At 32.4% G+C, this 22,988-nt stretch carries 26 protein-coding genes; 9 read left to right on the top strand and 17 right to left on the bottom strand.

Annotation, left to right across the window (positions count from 1 at the left end; genetic code table 11):
* Nucleotides 1–147 precede the first annotated feature (147 nt).
* Together ACQ654_RS06880 and ACQ654_RS06875 are read right to left on the bottom strand one after the other, a co-directional pair.
* Nucleotides 148–333, bottom strand: a complete 186-nt coding sequence (locus tag ACQ654_RS06880; RefSeq protein ID WP_430409588.1) for a hypothetical protein — start codon at nucleotides 331–333, stop codon at nucleotides 148–150.
* 96 nt (nucleotides 334–429) lie between these two features.
* Nucleotides 430–609: a hypothetical protein gene (locus ACQ654_RS06875; protein ID WP_430409587.1), complete on the bottom strand. Its 180-nt coding sequence runs from the start codon at nucleotides 607–609 to the stop codon at nucleotides 430–432.
* Between the two features lie 90 nt (nucleotides 610–699).
* On the opposite strand from ACQ654_RS06875, the gene ACQ654_RS06870 reads away from it, so the two are divergent.
* Entirely contained in the window at nucleotides 700–894 is a 195-nt protein-coding gene (locus ACQ654_RS06870) for a hypothetical protein (RefSeq protein ID WP_430409586.1), read from the top strand.
* Nucleotides 895–1,141: 247 nt separating this feature from the next.
* Here the strand turns inward: ACQ654_RS06870 and ACQ654_RS06865 are convergent, their stop codons facing one another.
* From ACQ654_RS06865 to lpdA, 3 genes are all read right to left on the bottom strand, one after another.
* Nucleotides 1,142–1,447: a DUF3817 domain-containing protein gene (locus ACQ654_RS06865; RefSeq protein ID WP_430409585.1), complete on the bottom strand. Its 306-nt coding sequence runs from the start codon at nucleotides 1,445–1,447 to the stop codon at nucleotides 1,142–1,144.
* Nucleotides 1,448–1,449: 2 nt separating this feature from the next.
* Nucleotides 1,450–2,073 carry a hypothetical protein gene (locus ACQ654_RS06860; protein ID WP_430409584.1) on the bottom strand — a complete coding sequence of 208 codons (624 nt, stop codon included), beginning with the start codon at nucleotides 2,071–2,073 and terminating at the stop codon, nucleotides 1,450–1,452.
* 67 nt (nucleotides 2,074–2,140) lie between these two features.
* The gene (gene lpdA, locus ACQ654_RS06855; protein ID WP_430409583.1) at nucleotides 2,141–3,532 is read right to left on the bottom strand and encodes a dihydrolipoyl dehydrogenase; all 1,392 of its coding nucleotides are present in this window, start codon (nucleotides 3,530–3,532) and stop codon (nucleotides 2,141–2,143) included.
* Nucleotides 3,533–4,076: 544 nt separating this feature from the next.
* On the opposite strand from lpdA, the gene ACQ654_RS06850 reads away from it, so the two are divergent.
* The 6 genes from ACQ654_RS06850 (at nucleotide 4,077) to ACQ654_RS06825 (ending at nucleotide 9,243) form a co-directional block, all read left to right on the top strand.
* The gene (locus ACQ654_RS06850; protein ID WP_430409582.1) at nucleotides 4,077–5,162 is read left to right on the top strand and encodes a hypothetical protein; all 1,086 of its coding nucleotides are present in this window, start codon (nucleotides 4,077–4,079) and stop codon (nucleotides 5,160–5,162) included.
* A 119-nt stretch (nucleotides 5,163–5,281) separates the two neighbouring features.
* The gene (locus ACQ654_RS06845) at nucleotides 5,282–5,824 is read left to right on the top strand and encodes an AAA family ATPase (protein WP_430409581.1); all 543 of its coding nucleotides are present in this window, start codon (nucleotides 5,282–5,284) and stop codon (nucleotides 5,822–5,824) included.
* 80 nt (nucleotides 5,825–5,904) lie between these two features.
* Entirely contained in the window at nucleotides 5,905–6,654 is a 750-nt protein-coding gene (locus ACQ654_RS06840) for a hypothetical protein (protein WP_430409580.1), read from the top strand.
* 149 nt (nucleotides 6,655–6,803) lie between these two features.
* On the top strand, nucleotides 6,804–8,027 hold the full coding sequence (locus ACQ654_RS06835; protein WP_430409579.1) for an MFS transporter: 1,224 nt from the start codon (nucleotides 6,804–6,806) through the stop codon (nucleotides 8,025–8,027).
* Nucleotides 8,027–8,581 carry a hypothetical protein gene (locus ACQ654_RS06830; RefSeq protein ID WP_430409578.1) on the top strand — a complete coding sequence of 185 codons (555 nt, stop codon included), beginning with the start codon at nucleotides 8,027–8,029 and terminating at the stop codon, nucleotides 8,579–8,581. The genes ACQ654_RS06835 and ACQ654_RS06830 overlap by 1 nt, the downstream gene beginning before the upstream one ends.
* A 62-nt stretch (nucleotides 8,582–8,643) precedes the next feature.
* Nucleotides 8,644–9,243, top strand: coding sequence for a hypothetical protein (locus tag ACQ654_RS06825; RefSeq protein WP_430409577.1), 600 nt, complete (start codon nucleotides 8,644–8,646; stop codon nucleotides 9,241–9,243).
* Nucleotides 9,244–9,278: 35 nt separating this feature from the next.
* Here ACQ654_RS06825 and ACQ654_RS06820 read toward each other — a convergent pair whose 3' ends face one another.
* The 6 genes from ACQ654_RS06820 to msrB all read right to left on the bottom strand — a co-directional run bounded on the left by ACQ654_RS06820 (nucleotide 9,279) and on the right by msrB (nucleotide 14,328).
* Entirely contained in the window at nucleotides 9,279–9,554 is a 276-nt protein-coding gene (locus tag ACQ654_RS06820; protein WP_430409576.1) for a hypothetical protein, read from the bottom strand.
* Between the two features lie 102 nt (nucleotides 9,555–9,656).
* Entirely contained in the window at nucleotides 9,657–11,333 is a 1,677-nt protein-coding gene (locus ACQ654_RS06815) for a helix-turn-helix domain-containing protein (RefSeq protein ID WP_430409575.1), read from the bottom strand.
* Nucleotides 11,334–11,900: 567 nt separating this feature from the next.
* Entirely contained in the window at nucleotides 11,901–12,464 is a 564-nt protein-coding gene (locus ACQ654_RS06810; protein WP_430409574.1) for a DUF1572 domain-containing protein, read from the bottom strand.
* Nucleotides 12,461–12,937, bottom strand: coding sequence for a hypothetical protein (locus tag ACQ654_RS06805; RefSeq protein ID WP_430409573.1), 477 nt, complete (start codon nucleotides 12,935–12,937; stop codon nucleotides 12,461–12,463). The genes ACQ654_RS06810 and ACQ654_RS06805 overlap by 4 nt, the downstream gene beginning before the upstream one ends.
* Before the next feature lie 88 nt (nucleotides 12,938–13,025).
* The gene (locus ACQ654_RS06800; RefSeq protein WP_430409572.1) at nucleotides 13,026–13,601 is read right to left on the bottom strand and encodes a uracil-DNA glycosylase family protein; all 576 of its coding nucleotides are present in this window, start codon (nucleotides 13,599–13,601) and stop codon (nucleotides 13,026–13,028) included.
* A gap of 238 nt (nucleotides 13,602–13,839) precedes the next feature.
* Nucleotides 13,840–14,328, bottom strand: coding sequence for a peptide-methionine (R)-S-oxide reductase MsrB (gene msrB / locus ACQ654_RS06795; protein ID WP_430409571.1), 489 nt, complete (start codon nucleotides 14,326–14,328; stop codon nucleotides 13,840–13,842).
* Nucleotides 14,329–14,544: 216 nt separating this feature from the next.
* Between msrB and glgA the strand changes: the two genes are divergently transcribed.
* A complete protein-coding gene (gene glgA, locus ACQ654_RS06790; RefSeq protein WP_430409570.1) occupies nucleotides 14,545–15,747 on the top strand; it encodes a glycogen synthase in 1,203 nt (400 codons plus the stop codon).
* Between the two features lie 6 nt (nucleotides 15,748–15,753).
* Nucleotides 15,754–17,022 (top strand): glucose-1-phosphate adenylyltransferase, encoded by a 1,269-nt coding sequence (locus ACQ654_RS06785; RefSeq protein ID WP_430409569.1) that lies wholly within the window; start codon nucleotides 15,754–15,756, stop codon nucleotides 17,020–17,022.
* Nucleotides 17,023–17,319: 297 nt separating this feature from the next.
* Here ACQ654_RS06785 and ACQ654_RS06780 read toward each other — a convergent pair whose 3' ends face one another.
* The 6 genes from ACQ654_RS06780 to ACQ654_RS06755 form a co-directional block, all read right to left on the bottom strand.
* A complete protein-coding gene (locus ACQ654_RS06780) occupies nucleotides 17,320–18,768 on the bottom strand; it encodes a hypothetical protein (protein WP_430409568.1) in 1,449 nt (482 codons plus the stop codon).
* A 142-nt stretch (nucleotides 18,769–18,910) separates the two neighbouring features.
* Nucleotides 18,911–19,636 carry an SPOR domain-containing protein gene (locus tag ACQ654_RS06775; protein ID WP_430409567.1) on the bottom strand — a complete coding sequence of 242 codons (726 nt, stop codon included), beginning with the start codon at nucleotides 19,634–19,636 and terminating at the stop codon, nucleotides 18,911–18,913.
* A 213-nt stretch (nucleotides 19,637–19,849) separates the two neighbouring features.
* Nucleotides 19,850–20,257 carry a DUF5367 family protein gene (locus ACQ654_RS06770; RefSeq protein ID WP_430409566.1) on the bottom strand — a complete coding sequence of 136 codons (408 nt, stop codon included), beginning with the start codon at nucleotides 20,255–20,257 and terminating at the stop codon, nucleotides 19,850–19,852.
* A 568-nt stretch (nucleotides 20,258–20,825) separates the two neighbouring features.
* Nucleotides 20,826–21,170: a hypothetical protein gene (locus ACQ654_RS06765; protein ID WP_430409565.1), complete on the bottom strand. Its 345-nt coding sequence runs from the start codon at nucleotides 21,168–21,170 to the stop codon at nucleotides 20,826–20,828.
* A gap of 65 nt (nucleotides 21,171–21,235) precedes the next feature.
* Nucleotides 21,236–21,886, bottom strand: a complete 651-nt coding sequence (locus ACQ654_RS06760; protein WP_430409564.1) for an elongation factor Tu — start codon at nucleotides 21,884–21,886, stop codon at nucleotides 21,236–21,238.
* Between the two features lie 48 nt (nucleotides 21,887–21,934).
* Nucleotides 21,935–22,969 (bottom strand): serine hydrolase domain-containing protein, encoded by a 1,035-nt coding sequence (locus ACQ654_RS06755; protein ID WP_430409563.1) that lies wholly within the window; start codon nucleotides 22,967–22,969, stop codon nucleotides 21,935–21,937.
* Nucleotides 22,970–22,988: the final 19 nt, after the last annotated feature.

The following is a 22,988-nucleotide window of genomic DNA, read 5'->3' as shown; positions in this document are numbered from 1 at the left end:
TATATTTTTGATTAGATTAAAAAGTACAAAAACAAATAAAGAATCAATTACGGAAACACCCTACTTAACAACTATTTTTTAAAAATATTTTTTCAATCTAATTGGATACAAGAGCATAAAAAAAGCGAACCGAAGTTCGCTGTAAAATTATGCTATTTGGCAATATCCCCAAAAACAGAAGAATTCTTCATATTGCATGCCAGGTAACGATTTTAGAATCTGACAATCGCTATGATTATAACATTGCATACCTGTAATTCCTCCGTTAATTGTTGCTTGTGCTTTTTTGTTCAGTTCTTGAACTCCTTTTACATTTAAAATGTTTTTTTTCATGGTATAAAATTTTGGTTAAACATATACCAAATGAAGAATAAAAAAATGAATTAAAAAAAGTGTCTTAGCTTAAATTGGACAATTTAAGATACTAAACTAAACACAATATCGTGTACCATTTAAATATTGACAATTTAAACCATTATAGTCCGGATTGGAGTTACAACATCTAAATGTAGGATTACAACATTGCGACAAACCACCACCATTTATGGTTGCTTGTTGTGCTTTGGATAGTTCTTGAAAGTGTTCTAAATTTTGAATGTTTTTTAACATCACGTAAGTTTTTTTGGTTAATAATTATAAAAGTTAACACAAAAAAATACTAGTGATTTACGGCTATACCTTACTTAACAAAAAGGAGCAATGTATAGGTATAAAAAAGCGAACCGAAGTTCGCTTCTACACTTAATAAAACCTTGGATTGATTTTCAAATCGAGCAGATTGGTATCGAAAACAGAACTTCACTTGTAGTTTCTAAAGTATTTGTATCCACAGGACCTACGGGATCTACTGGCATTGGTTCTGCTGGCTCTACTGGATCTGGACATACCATATAAGATATCAATGTACCAATGGTACAAGAAGTAAACGGAAGTAGCGATGCTCCTCTAATTTGATGTTGTTGCAAATTTGAAATTGATCTCTTGTTGAGATGTAATGATTTAAGATTTCTTTTCTTCATAATAATAGATTTAATAATGATTAATAATCTAAAATTACTGAAAATCAACACTTTGTAAAAGTAAAAACATGCTGTTTTGTGTAAGATTCATGAATCCTACGTAAAAAACACCCAAAACCCAACTACTCTTTAACTCTCAAATACTTTCTCTCAATATAAAAAGTTGCAAACGGAATCAAGGATGCAACAAAGAAAATTACAAATCGTTTTGCACTCCATTTTTGTTCAAGTACTACTAAAAGCGCAAGTAATACATACAATAGAAATAAAATTCCGTGTGCCATCCCTACAAACTGGTTTGGCATTGGCGTATCGTATATATATTTCAAAGGCATCGTAATAAAAAATGCGATATAGGAGATTCCTTCTAAAATTGCAATCCAGCGAAATGATTTCAGTGTTTTTGTTTCTCTGATTGTGGTATCCATAACTAATCAATACTTTTTTTAAGTTTTTCTAAACTGTAATTCAATACTTTTCTAAACATAATTTCATCCCGTAAATCACATTCATAACGCACAGAATCAAAATAAAGTAATTCTTTCTTTTTGGTATGAAAAACATACGTACGAACACTATTTTTGAATGCTCCTTCTTTTACATACGTACGAACTTCAATAAAGAGTTGTTTATCCGATTTTGGACTTGGAATTAACAATTCTTCTATAGCGTCCGAACTATTATTAATTTGCAACACGGAAGCTGTAGCGCTCATAATATACTCATAATCTTTACTTTGAATCACATTTTCATCCAGCATTGTAATTTTCGGAAATATTTTTTGTACCACACGTTTTCCTGTATCTGCAAATTCCAATCTAATTGTATTTCGTTCTGTAGAATCAGTTTGTGTATGAATTATAGTGTAAGTTGTTGCATACGATAAACGATCAAGATTATCCAATTCTGAAATATCAAATTTGCCTTCAGGATCATAAATTGGAGTTATATCAGCACACGATTGAATAGGAGGTAACTTCTCATCGGTAATCACATGTGTAGAAGCACAACCAAAAACGATGATTCCCAATACAAGTAAAATAATTTTTTTCATTTTGTAACTGTTTACTAATTTGAAAACATAAAAAAAGCCACTCAACGAGCAGCTTTTAAAAATATTATTAAATGTGAATGACTTCATCATAAGCATCAGCCACAGCTTCCATGACCGCTTCACTCATTGTCGGATGCGGATGTATTGCTTTTAATACTTCATGTCCTGTAGTTTCTAATTTTCTACCTAAAACAGCTTCTGCAATCATATCGGTAACGCCAGCACCAATCATATGGCAACCTAACCATTCTCCGTATTTTGCATCAAAAATTACTTTTACAAAACCTTCTTTGTTTCCACCAGCACTTGCTTTTCCAGATGCTGAGAACGGAAACTTACCAACTTTAATATCGTATCCTTCGTCTTTAGCTTGTTGTTCTGTCAAACCAACAGAAGCAATTTCAGGTGTACAATACGTACAACCAGGAACATTTCCATAATCTAACGCTTCAACGTGCATTCCTGCGATTTTCTCCACACATAAAATTCCTTCTGCGGAAGCAACGTGTGCCAATGCTTGTCCAGGAGTTACATCACCAATTGCGTAATACCCAGGAATATTTGTTTGGTAAAAATCATTTACTAAAATTTTATCTCTATCTGTTGCAATTCCAACAGCTTCCAAACCAATATTTTCAATATTTGTTTTAATTCCAACTGCTGAAAGTACAATGTCGGCTTCTAATACTTGCTCACCTTTTTTCGTCTTAACAGTTGCCTTTACGCCATCACCAGAAGTATCAACCGAAGTTACTTCCGCAGCTGTCATAATTTTAATACCACTTTTCTTAAACGAACGCTCTAATTGTTTCGATACATCTGCATCTTCCACAGGAACAATTTTTGGCATATACTCAACAATAGTCACTTCTGTTCCCATTGAATTGTAGAAATAAGCAAACTCAACACCAATTGCGCCCGATCCTACAACGATCATTTTCTTTGGTTGCGTTGGCAATGTCATAGCTTCACGGTAACCAATTACTTTTTTACCATCTTGTGGCAAACTTGGCAACTCACGTGAGCGTGCTCCAGTAGCAATAACAATATGTTGTGCGCTATATTCGGTAGTTTTACCGTTTGTATCTTTTACATCAATCTTCTTTCCGGCTTTCAAAGTTCCAAAACCGTTAAGTACATCAATCTTATTCTTCTTCATTAAAAACTGAACACCTTTGCTCATTCCGTCAGCAACACCACGACTACGTTGTACAACAGCGTCAAAGTCTTTATCGGCATCTTTTACAGATAATCCGTAATCTTCAGCGTGTTTCAAATATTCAAAAACCTGTGCTGATTTCAATAATGCTTTCGTTGGAATACATCCCCAATTTAAGCAAACGCCACCTAAACTTTCTTTCTCAACAATAGCAGCTTTCAACCCTAATTGAGACGCTCTAATGGCAGTAACATATCCGCCAGGACCACTTCCTAAAACGATGATATCGTATGTATTCATATCTTAAAATTTTGTTGTCTGATTTCGAAATGCAAATTTACGGAATTCTATGATAACTATAAACTTTATCAAGTTGTTTTTGGAAGTTCCCTTTCGCATGCGCTTCAGGTCGCGCTATTCGTTACAAGTCCGCGCTCGCAAACTCGCTGTGGGCTTTCCACTGCTATCGCTAACTCGGCTTGATTTGTAATTGTACATTTTGTGTGTATACTGAGCCTGTGGAAGTGTTGATTTGTTTTTTGTCATATCGAGCGGAGTCGAGATAGACAAAAAATATATCGAGAACAGTTTAGAACTTTAAAGTACTTCTCGATAGTTCTACTGAACGTAGTCGTAATACAAATTTCTATCGAAAATCACTCTAAGTTACGTTTGGAATAACTTTGAAACTAATTGTCATTCCGCACTTGTTGCGGAATCCACTCATATTCTCGATGGATTCCTGCCCATGCAGGAATGACAAGCGAAACTAAATCATTTTTGTAGGAAATGTAACATTTGCCTACATTGTAGCAACTAACGTATTGTAATTAATAGTTAATGTATGAAAAAGCCGAATTTGGTAATTGATAAAGAGCAAAAGAAAGTTTTTTTAGAAGAGAAACATATCGGTAATATAATAAATAACGATGAAGTAGGTAGATTTCATTTAGAATTTGAAGAAGTTAATAAATTATCGGGGCTCAGAATTTTGGACGTTTTTAATGAGAAAATTTATCAGATAACAATTTTGTTTGAAGAAAGTTTTTATTACCGTCATGATTCTATTTTTACATACTTTACAGCAATAGATTTTTGGGTTAAAAATATTTCTTACATAAATATTCATTTAAGTTTAAATAATTGGGATTTTCGATTTGGAATAAATTCATTTTTATTAAAGTTAATTAAATCTCTAAGTGATGTCGAATTCATATATATTGATGAAGGACAATTCGAAGATTTTGAAGATGTACTTAAATTGGGCTTACGTTTATACCTATCTGAAGATGCATGGACAAATGATATTTATATTTTCCATAATGAGATTGTTGAATTATTAAATAGGAAGATTGACAATATATTTTTAGAACTAACTCAAGAAATTAGTTCCAATAATCAAAACCTATCAAACACCTTCACATTTCCACCAGAAATTCAAAGTTCGTGTGAACAATATTTAATTTACTTTGCTACGTTTTTAAAAGACATTGGCATCAATGCCGAAACGAATATCGAATCCAAAACACATGAAACTTTATTTACGGTAATTCCCGAAAACGGAGAAGAAGCACTAGACAAAATAAAAGAAGCATTACAAGTCTATTTGTCGCTTCCTGAAAGTCCAGAGTTTGAAAGTGCCGTTTCAGAGTTTCCAGATGTTGGAGTACAACAATTGGCTTCACAAGTTTTATTTTTGAAGTCACAACTGATGATGGCAAACTCAGCTATTCAAATGAAAGATGCTACAATCAAAAGTTTAAACATGACTAATTATCAACAAAATGTTATTATTGACTCACATCAAACTAAAAAAGAAAACGAAGAAGAACTTGTTGGTAATTTGGTAAAGACAAGCGAAATAAAAGTACCAGGATTGACATTTAATTTACCCGAAATTCTAAGACGAATTAAACGAAAGTTTACATAACGAATTTTGAAATTATAAATGTAAAATGCTAAATTTTAAATATAAAAGTGCAAATTAACCCAAAATCCAAAATCCAAAATCCAAAATCCAAAATCCAAAATCCAAAACCCAAAAAAACAATGAAACTCCTCATCATCGGCGCATCAGGTTCAGGAACAACGACACTTGGAAAAGAACTTGCAAAAGTGACTTCGTTCCAACACTTAGATGTAGACGATTATTATTGGAAACCGACTAATCCGCCGTTTCAAGAAAAAATCACAATGGCAGCACGCGCCAAGAATTTACAAGCCGATTTTGAAAAACACGAAAACGTAATTGTCAGCGGTTCATTAGTGAGTTGGGGAAGTTATTGGCAAACAGCTTTTGATTTGGTTGTTTTTGTAACCTTAGACAAAGAAATTCGTTTGCAACGCTTGCAACAACGCGAAATAGAACGTTACGGAGATAAACTACAAACAGACCCAATCATACAAGAACGTTCGCAAGCTTTTCTCGCTTGGGCAACACGTTATGATGATTTTAAGTTTACAGGTCGTTCTATCAAGATTCATCGTGATTGGTTAGCTTCACTTTCCTGTGACATTGTAGAAATTGACAGTGCTGCATCCATAGAAAAAAATAGTTCAAAAGTGTTACAATCTTTTAAACCTTACTACTAATATTTTGTATCAGTTAACTTTATCAAATCAAAGAATAAAGAAATTTAAAAGTATTTTCACAAAACAACAAAAAACAAACAATGCCAATTTCAGACGAACGAAAATATCATCTTTCTTATTGCAAAATATGCCAATTAAGAGATTTTGAACCTGAAATTGGAATGACCTGTGTATTGACAAAAAAAGTAGCTGATTTTGAAAAGGAATGTCCTTCTTTCAAAATTGACTTCGAAGTATTGGAAGACAAGCAAATTGAAGCACATAATGCAATCATGAAGTATATAAAAACGAACTTTATGTTGATCAATCTTCGAAAAAAAGATTATTTACAACCCAATCATCCGATTTACAAAAAATACAATCATAAGAAAAATACACACAATTTAAAATTTAAAGAAATCCAACAAATGAATGGTTTGTTTATGATTGGCATTTTAGCTCTAGTAACACTATCAATATGCACAGTCGAAACAAAAGGAGGTTTCAAATTCTTATTCGGGTTTCTAGCATTCTTGTCACTTTGTTTTACAATTGCAAGAAGTGTCATAGAATATTATACACCTCCCAAAAACGTATTCACAATCGATGAACTTGGTTTTATATGTAAAGGAAAGCGCGTTTTTTGGCTTGAAATTGTAGATTATCGTATTCTAGAAAGAAGAGGGAAAAGAGGCTTTTTTAATCTTGTTATTGGAATGCTACATGACGAAGTACAATCGTTTGATTTGTTGTATGTACAAATAACTTCGGATCAATTATTAGAAATTTTAAGTTTAAATCGAAAAGACTATTTCACACGTTTTGAAAGAAATCTTCCAGAAATAATTTAATGTATTGTAGTCATATGTTAATTTCAGAAAACCAATTTTATGAAAAACTGTACTGTATGCACTAATTTTTTTCAAAAAAGAAAAGTATATTGATGCGAAATTGCAAAAACTACTACTCATAAAAGTATCAGCAACACAAAACCGATTGCATGGAAAAAATCACAGATCAGAAACATACAAAATATACATTTATTTACGGAGTAGCTTCCATGTTTGAAAGAGCTGGATATTATGGTGTTCGAGCTGTATTAGTACTATATTTAACAAGCAGTCTGTTATCAGAAGGCGGATTAGAAATGTCAAGAGGAGATGCATTAGGTCTTTATGGTACGATGGCACTAGCTATCGCTTTTACAACTATTATAGGAGCGCTTCTAGGCGATTTAGTGTTAAAAAGTAAAAAAGCCATCATTTTAGGAGGCATATTACAAGCAATAGGTGCCTTCATCTTATGTATTCATTCTGTAAATGCTGTGTATATTAGTGTAGGATTAATTGCTTTGGGAGCAGGTTTATATAAACCAAATATGATAGCGTATTTTGGTAAATTTTATCTCAATAAAACAAAACTATTAGATGGTGCGTATACTATTTATTACGGATTTATAAACTTAGGTGCATTTGCAGGTGTATTAGCATTAGGATATATTGGTGAAGTATATTCATGGAAAATTTCATTTATAATAGCAGGTTTCTTTTTCTTAATCGCTATGTTAATACCATTATTTTCTAAAGAAGAAACTATTGTAAACCCAACAGTAAAATCATTTTCCGTAAATCGTAGTGTTATACTAATACTGGTAACATTAATAGTGCTTGGCGTATTTTGGATGTTTAGTGATTTGACGTATGTGGCCAAATTTGATATTCGTATGAGTTTGGCTGAATTGGTAAATTTTGAAAATCCACATATAGTATTTCAACAAATTGAGTCGTTTCCAGTAATAGTGTTTTCGCTCATTTTCGCAGTTATTTGGTCTTGGTATTACAATCATCAATTTGTAAAAATGCTAATTGGTTTTTTCTTTGGATTCCTATCATTTGGAGTATTATTTTTGATTCCTGAAGTTGTTACAGCAACACATTTCTGGATATTTTGTCTCTCATTATTCTTCTTATCGATTGCCGAAATTCACTTAGCTCCAGTTTTAAATTCAACTATTGTAAAATATGGAAATCCAAAATATTTGGCAATCCTAATTGCTGTGTCTGCTCTTTTTACAAGAATGTTTGCAGGCATCACAAAACTCTTTCCAGATGAATTGTATGATAATTCAGCGGTAGCTTTGAAAATTGGAGCGATTGGAATACTACTTGTAATTGTGCTACTTATTGTTGGAATATTATTCGGTAAAAAATATCTCAAAGAGTAATGAATAGACTCAAAAAGTATAGCAAAAATATCTTTATTGCCTTTGTTTTACTATTCATCTTCAAAGGATTTCTATATCAGAAATTAGTGAAGTATACTAAAACTGATACAAGAAAAAACTATAGAATTATCAATAAAAATCTTATCCAATCTATTGAAAAAGAAATAGTAGGAAAAGAACTTGATATTGAAGATATTATCAATTATAGTTTGAAAATTACAGCCAAACAAGTACACTTTGTAACAGAAGAAGCATCAAATAATCCGAATATCAATTTTGAAACACAAAAAGCACATTGTGTCGGTTATGCTTCTTTATGTAATAGTATTGGAAACTACATTTTAGAAAAGAAACAACTAACAAATATATACGAGTTTAAGCATGTTGTTGGAAAAATAGAATTTCTAGGATTCGATATGCATCAAGTATTCAAAAGTCCATTCTTTAAAGACCACGATTATAATGAAATCATCAACAAACAAACTGGCGAAAAGCAATGTATTGACGCAAGTGTGTATGATTACACTTGGATAAAACATGTGAGTTCAGAATAAAAATGATGAAAGTAGTTTCAAATGAATATCTTTGATCACTACAAAATAAAATTGAAAAGACATTGGATAAAATTTGGAAACCCACAGGGAAAAAGTCAGATAAACTTATCATCATTCATGACAATTACATTTACAAAGGAAGTCCAGATGACAGAATTATGAATCGACTCACGGTTGAGACTGAAGAAGCTAAAAACGAAATTTTAAAAAGTTTATATCGTATTCCTTTTCATTACGTTCAAAAAGTAGTCAATCAGCGAGGAATTCATTACATCAAATTTTTCTTAGGAAAAGATTCCGAAGAAGAAGTATTTGTTGAAGATGAAACAGTAAAAGATGAAATTTTCGAATACTTAAAAAGCGAATTCAGTTCGTTTCGGTACACATCCAAAATTCCAGATGCATTTACATACGTACGACCAAAAATTATTGGAATCGTAGTTTTAACCGCTATTTTTCTTTGGGCATCCTATTTTGCAATTCAAATGGAACAAGGATACGAATACGGAGCAGCAAGAGGAATTACAGGAATAGCAATAGGTTTGGGAACACTCGGAATTGTAAAACTGCTCATTGGTTATATTGTCATACTTGGACTCACCATTTTTTCACTTGTCAAAAAATTAGAAACACGATCACAAATTCAAACACTTAAACGGTAATTTAAAGGCTAAAAGCTGGATTCTTTTTAATTGACTTAACAATTTGCACTTACAGATAAACAATCAGTATGTGTATGCAGACCTTCAAGGGATTTTCCACAAGGTGAATCTTCATTTGTACGCGGTCTTCCATGTGTGGAACAACCTAGTTCATGGCAACTTATAACAATTGTATCATGGCAATCGATTACCGAAATAGTAACATTACTATACGGATTTGTAGATGCATCTGTGCCACCAAAAAGATGTAATGTTTTAAAATGCGCGATTTTAGATTTGGTAAAACGTAACTTCTGTTGTTGTTTTTTCATAAAAACTAAATAATTAAAAAATTCAATAGTTAAAACTACAGCTTGTTCTCCGATTTACTGAAAATAAATATATAAGTAATGTCCAATTCCGTGAATTGAACATTATTTTTCCGCTGTAGCGCGTATATTTTTAATAAAATAGGAAGGTTTTAAACCTGTTTTTTTATAAAATGCTCTTGCATAAGCACCTGAATTTGTAAATCCGGCTTCTTGTGCAATAGCTTGAATGGTAAACTTCTTATACATTTCGTCATTCTGAATACGATCAATAGTATACGAAACTCGCAACTCGTTAATGTAATTGGTAAATGTTTTATTCTTATATGAATTGATAATTTTAGAAAGATATTTCGAATTTGTCTTTACAATTTTGGCGACATCATGTAATGAAATTTGATTGGTTAAATAATGTTTTTCAGTTTCAAAAATATGCAATCGTTCCAAAATAGATGCAACAGAAGCTTCATCTAAACCCATTGAATTTTCAACTGTATTTTTAGATTCTGAAATAGTTGGTATTGGTGTAATTTCAACTATTTTTTGTTGTTCAACAAGCATATCAAAACGTTTTCGATACTGTGTTCGCATTCGATAATAATAAAACAAAATCACAAGTCCTAAAACAGTGACAAAAACACCAATACTAAGACTCAATTGAAGTTTCTGATGTGTATTCTCGGAATCTTTTGTAAGTGTAGCAATTAAAGTTTCTTTCTCTTCCAACAATCGTGGAATATCATACTTTTTTACAATCGTTTGCGACAATTCTTTATACTGTATGTGATGAATACTATCCAGTTTCAACAATCTATTTGTATACTGTAATTGCAATTCTTTGTCACCTTTTTGTTTGGCATACGTAATTAAAAATTCATACGATTCCCGCAATGGCAATAATATATCAGCATTGTTTGAAAATGCAGTATCAATCTTCCTAAAATAGTTCAATGCTTTTGTGGTATTGCCAATTGCATTGTAACTTTTCCCTAAATAAAATTCTCCGATCAATTGATCTAGTTCATCCAACTTTGGCAATGCTTTTTCAATACTATCAATAGCGGCAATATGATTTCCACCAACGGATAAATTAATACCTTCATTCACTACAAAATGATAATACAAAGGCAATTGTTGTTGCTTCAATGTCAACGAAATTCCATCTTTATTTATAGTTGTCGCTTTCGCATGCTGACCACTTTCGTAATAAATACTTGACAATTGAAACAAAATATCATGTCGCGCATTTTCAGGCGTTTCAAACTGTAAACATTCTAAAAACGTTTGAGCAGCACTTTCATAATCGCCAATAGTTCGTTGCATAAAACCAATATTATATTTGGCGTCATAATAGAATACATTTTTAGTGTCTTTAATCGTTTTTTCAGCAAGTAAATAATTTTCTAAAGCTTCTACATACTTATGTTGATAATAGAATAATGTTCCTTTGGCTAAATAAAAACGGACGGGAAATTCTTCATGTTTCAAGTGTTCTGTATACAAAATAGCACTGTCCAAATATTGAATTTTTGTAGTAAAATCGTTGGTGGTTTTTCGTAGAAAGTAATATGCTTTTCCTATTTGTAAACTATCATTTTTCACTTTTGCGCGAATTAAAAAAGCGTTGGCATAAGTTTGATAATTTGAATCCTTCTTTTTAGTTGCCAATATGCGCGTTTCTATTGTTTGAAGCGACAGCAAAGCGAGCGAATCGATTGCTTGTTGCCCATAACTAAAACAGCTACAACAAAGCATAATTAGAAAGCATCTACACGAAAACATACCTAGTTTTTTGGTGATACTAATATATTCATAATCGTATAAAAAAATACATTTCCATAGCACTAACTTTTAGTTCAATTCACGGAAATGGATATTACTTCTCTTGAATTGCATCTAAAAATACAAGTACTTCGTTTACAGAAATACAAAAGTGTATTTGCGCAAACACTAAAAACTTGTGAAAATTTTACAAGTAGTATGAACATAAACTAAAATATAAAAAGATGAAAAAAAAGCAGTTAAAAACCCAACTAAGTTTAAGTAGAACAACAATAGCTAAATTTGAAATAGATAATATTAAAGGCGGCGATATTGACAATACTTTAAATGATTGCAATACTAGGTACTTCAAATGTTCAGATATAATATGTTTGACAAATGTAACATGTTACCATACATATACATGTGAACCAGTACAAACAGTAACAAATAATACAGTAAATGAGGTTTGTTATACCAATGCCAATTGCTAGTTTATAGTATAGTAATAAAGTTACAATAAATTTTAATTGAATAGAATCGAGTTTGTTTTTTTAATCAATTACAGCTCGATTCTTGCTATATAGGTCATAAATCATCTGTAAAATGCTTCTTGCTTTTTTCTTTACTAAACTTATCAGTATTATAACTAGAAGATTTTCCTTTCGGGATCGATAACGAATTCCATTCATCGGAACGAATCAACTTGGCAACATACACCAATTGCCCAATATGATACGGATAATGACACAACTGACGTGTAATGGCTTCCATGACTGTATGACCTTGATTTCGGATATAAATAATTCGAGAAACATCTTCCGGTTGTAACGGATTGATCGCAGTAAATAAACAGTTCCAACCTTTTTCCCAAGCGGCAATCATTTCGGCTTTTGTTTTGTACGTAGCTTCAAACTCTGTATCACGATGTCGCCACTGTTTTTCACCATCTTCCGTCAAGAAATTTGTCCAACGACTCAGCATATTTCCAACAATATGTTTTACAATAATAGAAATGCTGTTGCTATCTTCATTCTGTTGCCAATGAATATCTTCTTCATTCAACTGCGCAAAAGTTTTATCGCCAAGACTTTTATAATAGGCAAATTGCTTGCGTGTACTTTCTAAATAATTTTCGGCTACGGAATTCATGCAATTGTGTATGTATGGTTAAAATGTTCTTGCAAATACGCTTGAATATCTTTAATTTCAGCTGTATCATCAAGCTTCACAGTATGATCAATTTGTTGATTTTTAGAATTTTTGAACGTTACAATCAAACGATCAGACTCAATATGCAAACGTTCAATTTTTTGAATAGGAATCTTAAACTTTGAAATTTTAGAACGTCGATATAAAAAATGAATAATCAATAAAAAGAATAGAAAAAAATAATCATAATTAAATCTATGCTCTCCAGTACTAAAATACATCACAACCATAAGAACAATCACTAAAATGAACGTTTTCAAAAGATGTGTTAAAATATATGTAAGCGTCAATTTCGGGTTTTCGGTTTCTTCTAATATTTCACACGTTTCCCAATTTCCATGATCGCTGAAATAAAAGTAATTTTCATCAATATTTAAATAGCCTTTTTTTAAAACAAAATACCGTTTCTCCATAGGAGTAAAGATATTAAAAAAGCTATAATTTATCTAAATAAATGTAACTGTTGAATGCTAAATTTTAAATAATTTCATGCAAACAACCTTAATCATTTAACACGCTAGCTACTGCAGTTTGCAATCTTGGAATCACTTCTTTTTCAAACCAAGGATTTTTACTCAGCCAAAAACGATTTCTGGGTGATGGATGCGGCAACGGAAAGTATTTTGGAAGATAACTTTCGTAATTTGAAACAGTTTCAGTTAACGTTCTTTTAGCACTTTCTTGTAGATAATATTTTTGCGCGTATTGTCCAACAAGCAACACCAATTTGGCTTTTTGCATCTTCGTTAATAACTGTTTATGCCAAGTTATTGCGCACTCTTTTCGTGGCGGTAAATCACCAGATTTTCCCTTTCCAGGATAGCAAAATCCCATCGGAATCAACGCAATATTTTTAGTGTCATAAAAAACGGCATCGGAAACATGTAGCCATTGTCGCAAGCGTTTTCCGCTCATATCATTCCAAGGAATTCCGTTCTGATGCACTTTTAAACCTGGCGCTTGCCCGATCAAAATAATTTTAGATTGCTCATGTGCAGCCAAAACTGGGTTGATACCAAGTGGCAAAAAATCTTTGCAAATCGTACAACCTAAAATTTCTTCTAATAAATTCTCCATGAATGTTTTCTTGATTAAAAGATGTTTCGTTATTCGTCACTGCGAGAAGCGAAAGCGCCGCGGCAGTCTGTTTAATGTAGAACTCTTTGGAATTATAAGTAACAGATTGCTTCGTCATACTTCCTCGCAATGACGTTTGGAAGTAAGCTATTCTAAAATGGATTCCTGCCTACGCAGGAATGACAAAAGCTAATTATCCATGAGCGAAGCGATACCAAAAGTCTAATAATCCAACAAGCTATTCCTCAGGAACAAACTTCAACGCAACACCATTAATACAATGTCTTTTCCCTGTCGTTTTTCTTGGTCCGTCAGTAAAAACATGACCTAAATGTCCGCCACACGTTGCGCAATGTTCTTCGGTACGTGCGTATCCAAGATCATAATCGGTTGAAAAAGATACATTTCCTTCAATTTCACGATCAAAACTTGGCCAACCTGTTCCAGAATCGAACTTATGCTTGCTTTTAAATAATGGCGTATTGCAACCTGCGCAGTGATACGTTCCTTCTTTGTAGTTTTTATTATATGGACTTGTAAAAGCGCGTTCCGTTCCAGCTTTTCGAAGTACATAAAATGCTTCTGGACTCAATAATTTTTTCCATTCCGCGTTCGTTTTTGTAACCTTGAACGTTTCTTGTTTCTTAGAGTCATTTTCTTTCTTTTGTGCTACTGAATTACAACTAAATAACAATCCAACAACAGCAATTATAAATATCTTTTTCATAGGTTTTCTTTAATTCTTTTCAAGTCAAAATAATTCCTTAAAAATACGGTTTTTTATACTAATAGTCTGTCGTAATAGAAATACAATCATTACGAAAACGTTTTAGATTGCATCCATATGCAAGACCTGCAAAATTATAGTTGTTATGTGATATTAATTGATTAATTTTAAAACGATTACAAATTATGAATTAATAAAAAGGTTAGAAATACATTCATGAAAGTACTTTTTTTTACAAAAGAATTTCCTCCATATGTATATGGTGGCGCTGGAGTTCACGTTGAATATTTGGCAGACGAATTGAAGCAACTTATGGAAGTTGAAGTGCGAAGTTTTGGCGATCAAAAAATAGATTCAGAAAACTTACGTATTACAGGATTTTCTGGAGATCATGCAAGTTTTGAAACAACGGATAAAAAACTAAAACCTGTATTCAATACATTACAAACAAATTTACACATGAATGCTAACGAAATTGATGCGGATGTGGTGCATTGTCACACTTGGTATGCGCAATTTGCAGGAATCATGGCTAAATTATGTTATGGAAAACCTTTCGTAATCACGACGCATTCGTTAGAACCATTACGTCCTTGGAAACGTGAACAATTAGGCCGCGGATATGATGCTTCTTCTTGGATTGAAAAAACGGCAATTGAAATGGCAGATGCTATTATTGCTGTTTCGGAAGAAACGAAAGTTGATGTGTTAGAACATTTCAATGTGCAGGAAGATAAGATAAAAGTCATTTACAACGGAATCAATCTACAGCAGTATCAATTTACACCAGAAAAAACAACGCTTGAAAAATTTAATATTAATACTTCAAAACCGTATGTATTATTTGTGGGACGAATTACGCGCCAAAAAGGAATTATTCATTTGGTCAACGCCATCAAACACATAGACAAAGACACACAAATTGTACTCTGTGCTGGCGCACCTGATACAGAGGAAATTGCCAAAGAAATGCAGGAAAGTGTGGAAAGCGTAAAGCAAACGCGTGACAATGTATTTTGGATTGAAGAAATGTTGCCTAAAGAAGAAATTATTCAATTATATTCACATGCGGCAGTTTTTTGTTGTCCATCAATTTACGAACCATTTGGCATTATCAATATAGAAGCAATGGCATGTAAAACAGCGGTTGTAGCCAGTGCGGTTGGCGGAATTAAAGAAGTGGTTGTTGATAACGAAACAGGAATTCTAGTGTCGGTGCAACAACAAAACACGGCACCTTTTGAACCGACTGATCCTGCAAAATTTTCAAAAGATTTAGCAGACGGAATTAACAAAGTTATCAATGACGACGCACTGAGAAATAGTATGGAAATCGCCAGTAGAAAACGCGTAGAAAACTTTTTTGACTGGAAAGCTATTGCAAAACAAACAGAAAACCTATATAAATCTATTATATAAAAGACCATGATTAACGACAAAGTACTTAGCATTATTCTTGGAGGCGGACAAGGTTCACGACTCTATCCGTTAACAGAAGCACGATCGAAACCAGCTGTGCCAATTGCTGGAAAATATAGATTGGTAGATATTCCAATTTCAAACTGTATCAACTCAGATATCAAGCGTATGTATGTTTTGACGCAGTTCAATTCGGCTTCGTTAAACAAACATATCTCAAATACCTATCACTTTAGTTTCTTTAGCTCGGCTTTTGTGGATGTCCTTGCGGCAGAACAAACCATTTCGAGCGACAAATGGTTTCAGGGAACAGCTGATGCGGTACGACAAAGCATGCATCACTTTTTGAAGAATGATTTTGAATATGCCTTGATTCTTTCGGGCGATCAATTGTATCAAATGGATTTTAATGACATGATTAAACGTCATGAAAAATCGGGAGCAGAAATTTCCATTGCAACCTATCCTGTAAATGCTAAAGATGCGACTTCGTTTGGAATCTTAAAAACGAATGAAGAAAATGTAATTACCTCATTTATAGAAAAACCTTCGGCAGATTTATTGCCAGAATGGACGTCGGATGTAAGTAAAGAAATGAAGAAAGAAGGTCGAAAATACTTGGCTTCCATGGGAATCTATATTTTTAATAGAGACTTGCTAATCAAATTGATGGACAATCCGGATACGGTCGATTTTGGAAAGGAAATCATTCCGCAAAGTATAGACAAACACAAAACGGTAAGTTTTCAATATGAAGGCTATTGGACAGATATAGGAAACATTGATTCGTTCTTTGAAGCCAATCTTGGATTAACAGATGATATTCCAAAATTTAATCTCTACGATCAAAAGCGACGTATTTATACCAACGCACGTATTTTAGCGACTTCTAAAATCTCGGGCACAACGCTTAACAATACGGTCATTTCTGATGGTTGTATCATTCATGCATCTAAAATAGAACGTTCTGTCATTGGAATTCGTTCGCGAATCGGAAAAGATACAGTTGTTTTGAATACGTATATGATGGGAAATGATTCCTATGAATCGTTAGACGAAATCAACGAAAAGAAAATTGACATTTTGATGGGAATTGGCGAGCGTTGTTACATCAAAAACGCAATTATTGACAGAAACTGCCGCATTGGTGATGATGTAAAAATCAATGGTGGCAAGCAATTAAAAGATGTAGAAACCGATACCTATTTTGTAAAAGATGGCATTGTCGTTATTAAAAAAGATGCTGTGATTCCTCGTGGGACTATAATACAGTAAATACCAATTCTTAAAATTGGTATTTACTGAATCCTGATGAATATCGGGATCTCAATTTTGGAAACTTTAACGATATATAAAAAAGATAAGTTGAAAAAATCCCGTTAAGAAGCGGGATTTTTTAGGTTTTTATGATTCTATATATTCTTGCCGCTTACGGAATTTTTTAAAATTGTATTTAACGATTAGTCTAAGAGACGTTTGACAGGTAATAAGCGATACGTTTTGGTTTGGAGACTTTGTAAGCAAACGCAGACCTTTCGAAAAACTTAAATAGCCATGTGTTTTTATGCATTTTTACCTGCTGGCTTTTTCAGGTACGATTCTGCCATTAGCTTCTTTTAAATACTTTAAGTCAAAATTAGTAAAATCATATTCATCAAGATGCATTGAAAAATGAAATTTCTTTGTTTTTTCAGAACTATTATCATCTCTTACTTTTTTTAAAACTGTTTCTAAAGTCAAACTAGAATTATCTTTTAAGACCTGCATTAGTTTATCCCAAGTATAAATATCCATAACAAATAAGTTTGAATATGGGATAATTGAATGTTCATTTTTCTTCCAAACCTTTAAAGTTTCTTCTTTTAAAAACTGATTCCAAATGTCTTGAGAGGTTCCTAAAAATAATTTTTTGTATGTAATAATTATTCCAAAATATTCTGTTTGAGCTTTTAAATTATAAGCAACATTAACCATTTGTTTTATATAGGCTTTTACTAAGTTTTTCCTAAATTCATTTCCAAGAACTTTATCGGTAGGATTGGCGCTGACAAATGGTTTCGATTCTATTGCTTTAACTTCTATGAAAACTTTATCTAAAATAATAAAATCAACTAAGTTTTTCTCTAGTCCTATTAACTTTTTTAACTCATTTTCGGTTTTGTAATTTTGGTTGGATTCATCAAGTCCCAATTGTACATATTTTTCTAATCGCAATCCAAATTCAGTAGTGAAATTTTTATCTTTCTGTTTTAAATATTCATAAAGAAAGTAATTGAAGTTATGATGAAGAATATCTTTATGGGGAATTAATAACTTATTATTGTGTAAGAAATATGGTTTTCTTGTAAAGAAAGAAGGTTCAAATGTTTGGAGGTTATAATTTCTTAAAACTCTATTATCTTCATTTAATATTTCGTGAATATTATCTTTGGATACTGTTAATAAGTCTAAATACGACTTTAACTCTTTTTGTGAATGAATAGTTGTTAAAAGAGTTTTTATGTCATCATTGATATATCCATAATATGGAACTTTTGTTAATTCAGATTGATGAGAATAAACCCAAATTATATACGATATATTTAAAAATGTTGATATAGAAAGATTAGTTAAATTTTCAAAGGATTTTTTAATACAATATTTTGATTTTAAGTCATTGAATAAAATTAGTTGTCTAGCAAAACGATCCCACCAAGTAATTTCTTGATATAAGAATTGTTGATGAGCAAGTATTGTAAATGTCTTTGTAAAACTCTGTCCTTTTTTAAAACGGAAAGTATTATGTGACATTTCTAATTCATCTAACTGTTTTAGTAGTTTCCCAATGTCAGCTCTTTTTGCTGTTTTAGCTTTATATTTTTTATCTGAAAATTCTAAATTCCATTTCAATAATATCAAAGGATGCCAGAACCTTTGTTTTCTTTCATCTTTTTCAAATTTTTTTAAAATAATTAGAATTTCATTAGTTACAGAATCAAGCGTAAAAGTTTTTAATTTATTTCTAATTGGTTTGAAATCCATATTTATTCTTAGCTTTTTGGTAACGGTTTTGTGTATAATTGGTAGCGGATTTGATTCATTAACTATTTAGCTTCATGTTTATATATTCGTTTTATCATTTAAAGAACTATTAATCATAGAGATTATTGGTAAATCATCATTATTAATTACATTCATAATGACTTTCTTTTTGTATTAAATTAGAACACCACTTATGTGCATTAACAATATATGCGTCTGATTTTTTTGTTTTTATTACAGAAATATTTTTACTAGCATTTTCGTAGCTGTTAAATTCAATTACTATTCTATAGCTTCCATTTCTTAAAATAATTTTTGAGTCAAAACTCATAAATTTGTTCTTTTCATCTTCTGCTTCTTTTAAAGTCTTACCGCTACCAACTATAATATAATATTTTTGCTTTTCTTCATTAGGCAATTGTAATTCACTATTTAATTGAATGTCCATCTTTTCTATTTCATTTTGTAAAATTCGGAACTGTTCTTTTTCACTTTCATTCCATTTAGTGCTGTCTTTTTCAAGAATTTTTTGTTTCTTAAGTTTATCGATTGAATCCTTTTTTTTTAAGTTGTTATATTCTTTTTTTACATCATCATAATATCTTATCCAACCATCTCTTTGGTCTTTATTGACAATTACATTTTTAAAAAATTGAGCCAATTTATATCGAGGTCCAACTTTGTCATTTAGGACTATTAATTCTGTCATATACTTTTCCGAATAAAACTTGACTTCATCAAAACTTTTGTCTCTGCTTGTGAAATTCCAATTAACAATGTTTGAAATTAAAACTAAAGCAACGCTCACAATAAACCACTTTGCTAGTTCAATCCAATATTTAGTTTTTTCAAACTTATCACTTTCCATATTCGCGAGTTTTATGTTTGTTAACTATATATAACAGAAACTCATTATAAACAAACCTTCTGTTACTTATTATAAATATAAAACAAAGTTGATATAAGTGCATTACGGTTTCCCGTAAAGCCACCAAAATAAGTAAAAAGAGTATTTCTAAATGCTGAGGTACTAAATCAAGCTCAGTATTACATAAACAAGTACAATCATGACGATACGTTTTTAGCGAGTTAGGTTGTTGAGCTTAGCTATTCTAAAGTAGCTATAGATATATACCGAAAGCACATATTCCAAGCCAATACACCAAAACCAAGGATTGGTAAAAAACTGAAAATGGTTTCCACCTTCTGGAATGAAAAATATAGGTACTGTAATGAGTGCATCTAAAATGCCTGCGATTAGAAATAACACCAAGCCAACTAGTAAGCCATGAGTTTGCGTGCTTTTGTGATAATAAAACATAGCACCTAGCATTGCGACAGGAATAATGACAATTGCCAAAATGAGGTTCGATTGCAATTCAGGATCATCAATTAGTGGCGCATAGTACGATCCTATAAAGAAAGTAATCCCAATACTATAGACGAAAAGACCTGCATAAATTGCATTTTTTAAATTGATTGTTTTCATCGTTTCAATAGTTTATGTGTTTGATATCGCAAAGATCAAAACAGAAGGTTGATATTTTTTGACCATATAAGCCAATGTTTTGACATTTTAAGTCAAATAGAGCGTTTTAGTTTTTTATGAAATCCGCAACAAAAACACTGATTTCTTACATTTCATTAGGGAATTCGCAATAAAAATGCTCCTGAAACCTTCTCGCAGCAATGCGACACGCTTTCGGGGAACTTCGGAAGGTTCCTGCAGACCTGCAACACGCTTTCGGGGAACTTCGGAACGTCCCTGTAGATCTGCGACATGCTTTCGGGGAACTTCGGAACGTCCCTGCAGATCTGCGACACGCTTTCGTGGAACTTCGGAACGTCCCTGCAGACCTGCGACATGCTTTCGTGGAACTTCGGAAGGTTCCTGCAGACCTGCGACAGGTTTTCGGGAAACTTCAGAAGCATCTTGCAACGCAGCAACACGCTTTCGGGAAACTACGAAAGGCAGTATAGCAGTTATCCTGCGGGCGATTTTTAAATTTAATAAGACTTGAGTGGTTTTGAATAAACGTTGTAAACCGTAACTTGATTTAGTGCCAATCATGAAAGCAGAATCGACATTGTTTCGCTTTGGGTGTGCGAGTTATCTTTTTACACTTTTGGCATACATTTAAATCCAATTCATGCATATGCTCGTGGTATATCCTTGTAGCGGTAGTTCTTATAAATTCGGGATATCCATTTTCTAATAATTTTAAGGCATTTGTATCCGTTGCTAAAAACCTCTTTTTTAGCTCATCTATTTTTGGAGATTTGTTACCTGGATAGTTTCCAAACTTAAGAGTTCCGAAATAATGATCTTTAGCCTTTTGCTCTGTTTCTGAATAATATTTTGAACAATAATTAAAAATATAATCAAGTAATTCTGGGTACATTTGAGTAAACGTTTTACTAAAAGCCTTGTGCTTTTATATAGTTTTCTTTTGATAGTTTCATGTTGTTAGCCCTTAGGCTTTATTTCTTCTTTTCCAAATTCCTTTGTAAAGTTTCGAACTCGTGTATCAGCTGTTTCATATTCAGCACACAAAAGCAAATCGCGCCAATCAATACGTGCCAATGCAATCATTTTTTTAAGTTGAACAATATCTTTATTTCCTGTAAATACTAATGCTCTAACAATTCTATGACTTTGAAAATCCTTATGGGAAATAAGCAATTCTTGAATACTTCTCATAGCTTCTCCTAAATTGGAAGCGTAATCTTTTTGAAGCCTTTTTATAATATCAATTGGATATAAATTCAAGTTAATTTTCTGTTGATCACTCGTAGGTTCACGTCTTACATCAGGATTCACAATCTCGGTTATTTTTCCATAACCAATCATATGTCTTCCTTCAAAAAATTTAAACTTCATATCCTCATATAATCGATTCGCAAAATAAACGGTGTCCAAAATTGCAATTTTAGCATGGACGGTAGTGCCCAGTTCCACAAATTCTTGTCCAATATACGTTTGATGCCCAGACGTTAAATACTCTGAGTAATTTTCAAACTCAATATGTAGACAATATCCAGTATGAACCAGATTATTCCGTCCGCTTTTTTCGGTTGGTAAAAATGTCAATTCAGCTATAAAGTCAGTTTGATTCACAGGGTAATTAGGTTGAGAGGTTCTTAAATTTCTAACAATAATTATACACTAGTTCTCCTGTCTTTCCAATATTTTAACGATTCTATTATTTATGATTTCTGATAAATTCCAGTTGTACAGTTTTGGGTCAGTTGTACTGTAAAATGCAACAGTAACAGCATCAAGTTCCTTGTGGTATGTTGCAAAACTCTGGTAGCCCGGAACCCAACCTGCATGTTCATACTTATAAATGGAAGCATATATTTCCTGTTCTCCTTGTTCAAATAATGATCCGTTGTTTAAAGCTCGAAGGAACGTGCCAATATCTGCTGCAGTTGCTAACATACCGTGTTCGTCTTCCTTCAAATCATAAGGATGTCCAACATGATAACCACTCATTACATCGTCCATATTCACTTCTTTTAACGATCCGAAAGTATTGGTGAGTTTTAGTGGGATTAGAATTTCTTCTTGAATAAATTGAAAGTTTGGATAACCTAACACATCATCCATTATTCTGTTGATTAATAAATAATTCGTATTGCAATATTCATAACCTTTGCCAGGTTCAAAATTGGCTGGTTTGTCTAGAATCAAATCAAGACTTTCTTGATAACTTTGTGTTGGAGTCGCCCAAAAATTAGGAGCGTCTGTAAAATTTGGAATACCACTTTTATGCTGAATCATTAATCTCAAGGTAATTTTATCGGCATTTTCAATTCTTCCCACAAGATCAGGTAAATAATCAGCAATCGTTTTATCAAGCGAAAGACGTCCATCACCGACCAATTTGGTCACAGCCACCGCATCATACAATTTACTAATGCTGGCAATTTTAAATAGTGCTTGCGGTTTGGCAGGAATCTTAGTTTCTCGGTTGTGCCATCCAGATGCAAAATACTGTGGAGATTTACCAGCTTGATCTACATACACAATCATTCCGTCAAATCCGTGACCAATAGCTTCATCTAATTGCCCTTGTATTGTATCGGGTAGCGGAAGTATCCATGCTTTAACCAAAAGCCACGGTACAAATACTAATGAAAATAAGGAGGCAATAATAAGTGCTATTCCTAGTATTCGTCTTGTTTTCGTCTGAGCCATGTTATTGAATATAGGTGAT

The organism is Kordia sp. (assembly GCF_965283645.1).
GTDB lineage: Bacteria > Bacteroidota > Bacteroidia > Flavobacteriales > Flavobacteriaceae > Kordia.
Note: the sequence above shows the minus strand (reverse complement) of the source record. Positions and strands in the feature narration are given on the sequence as shown.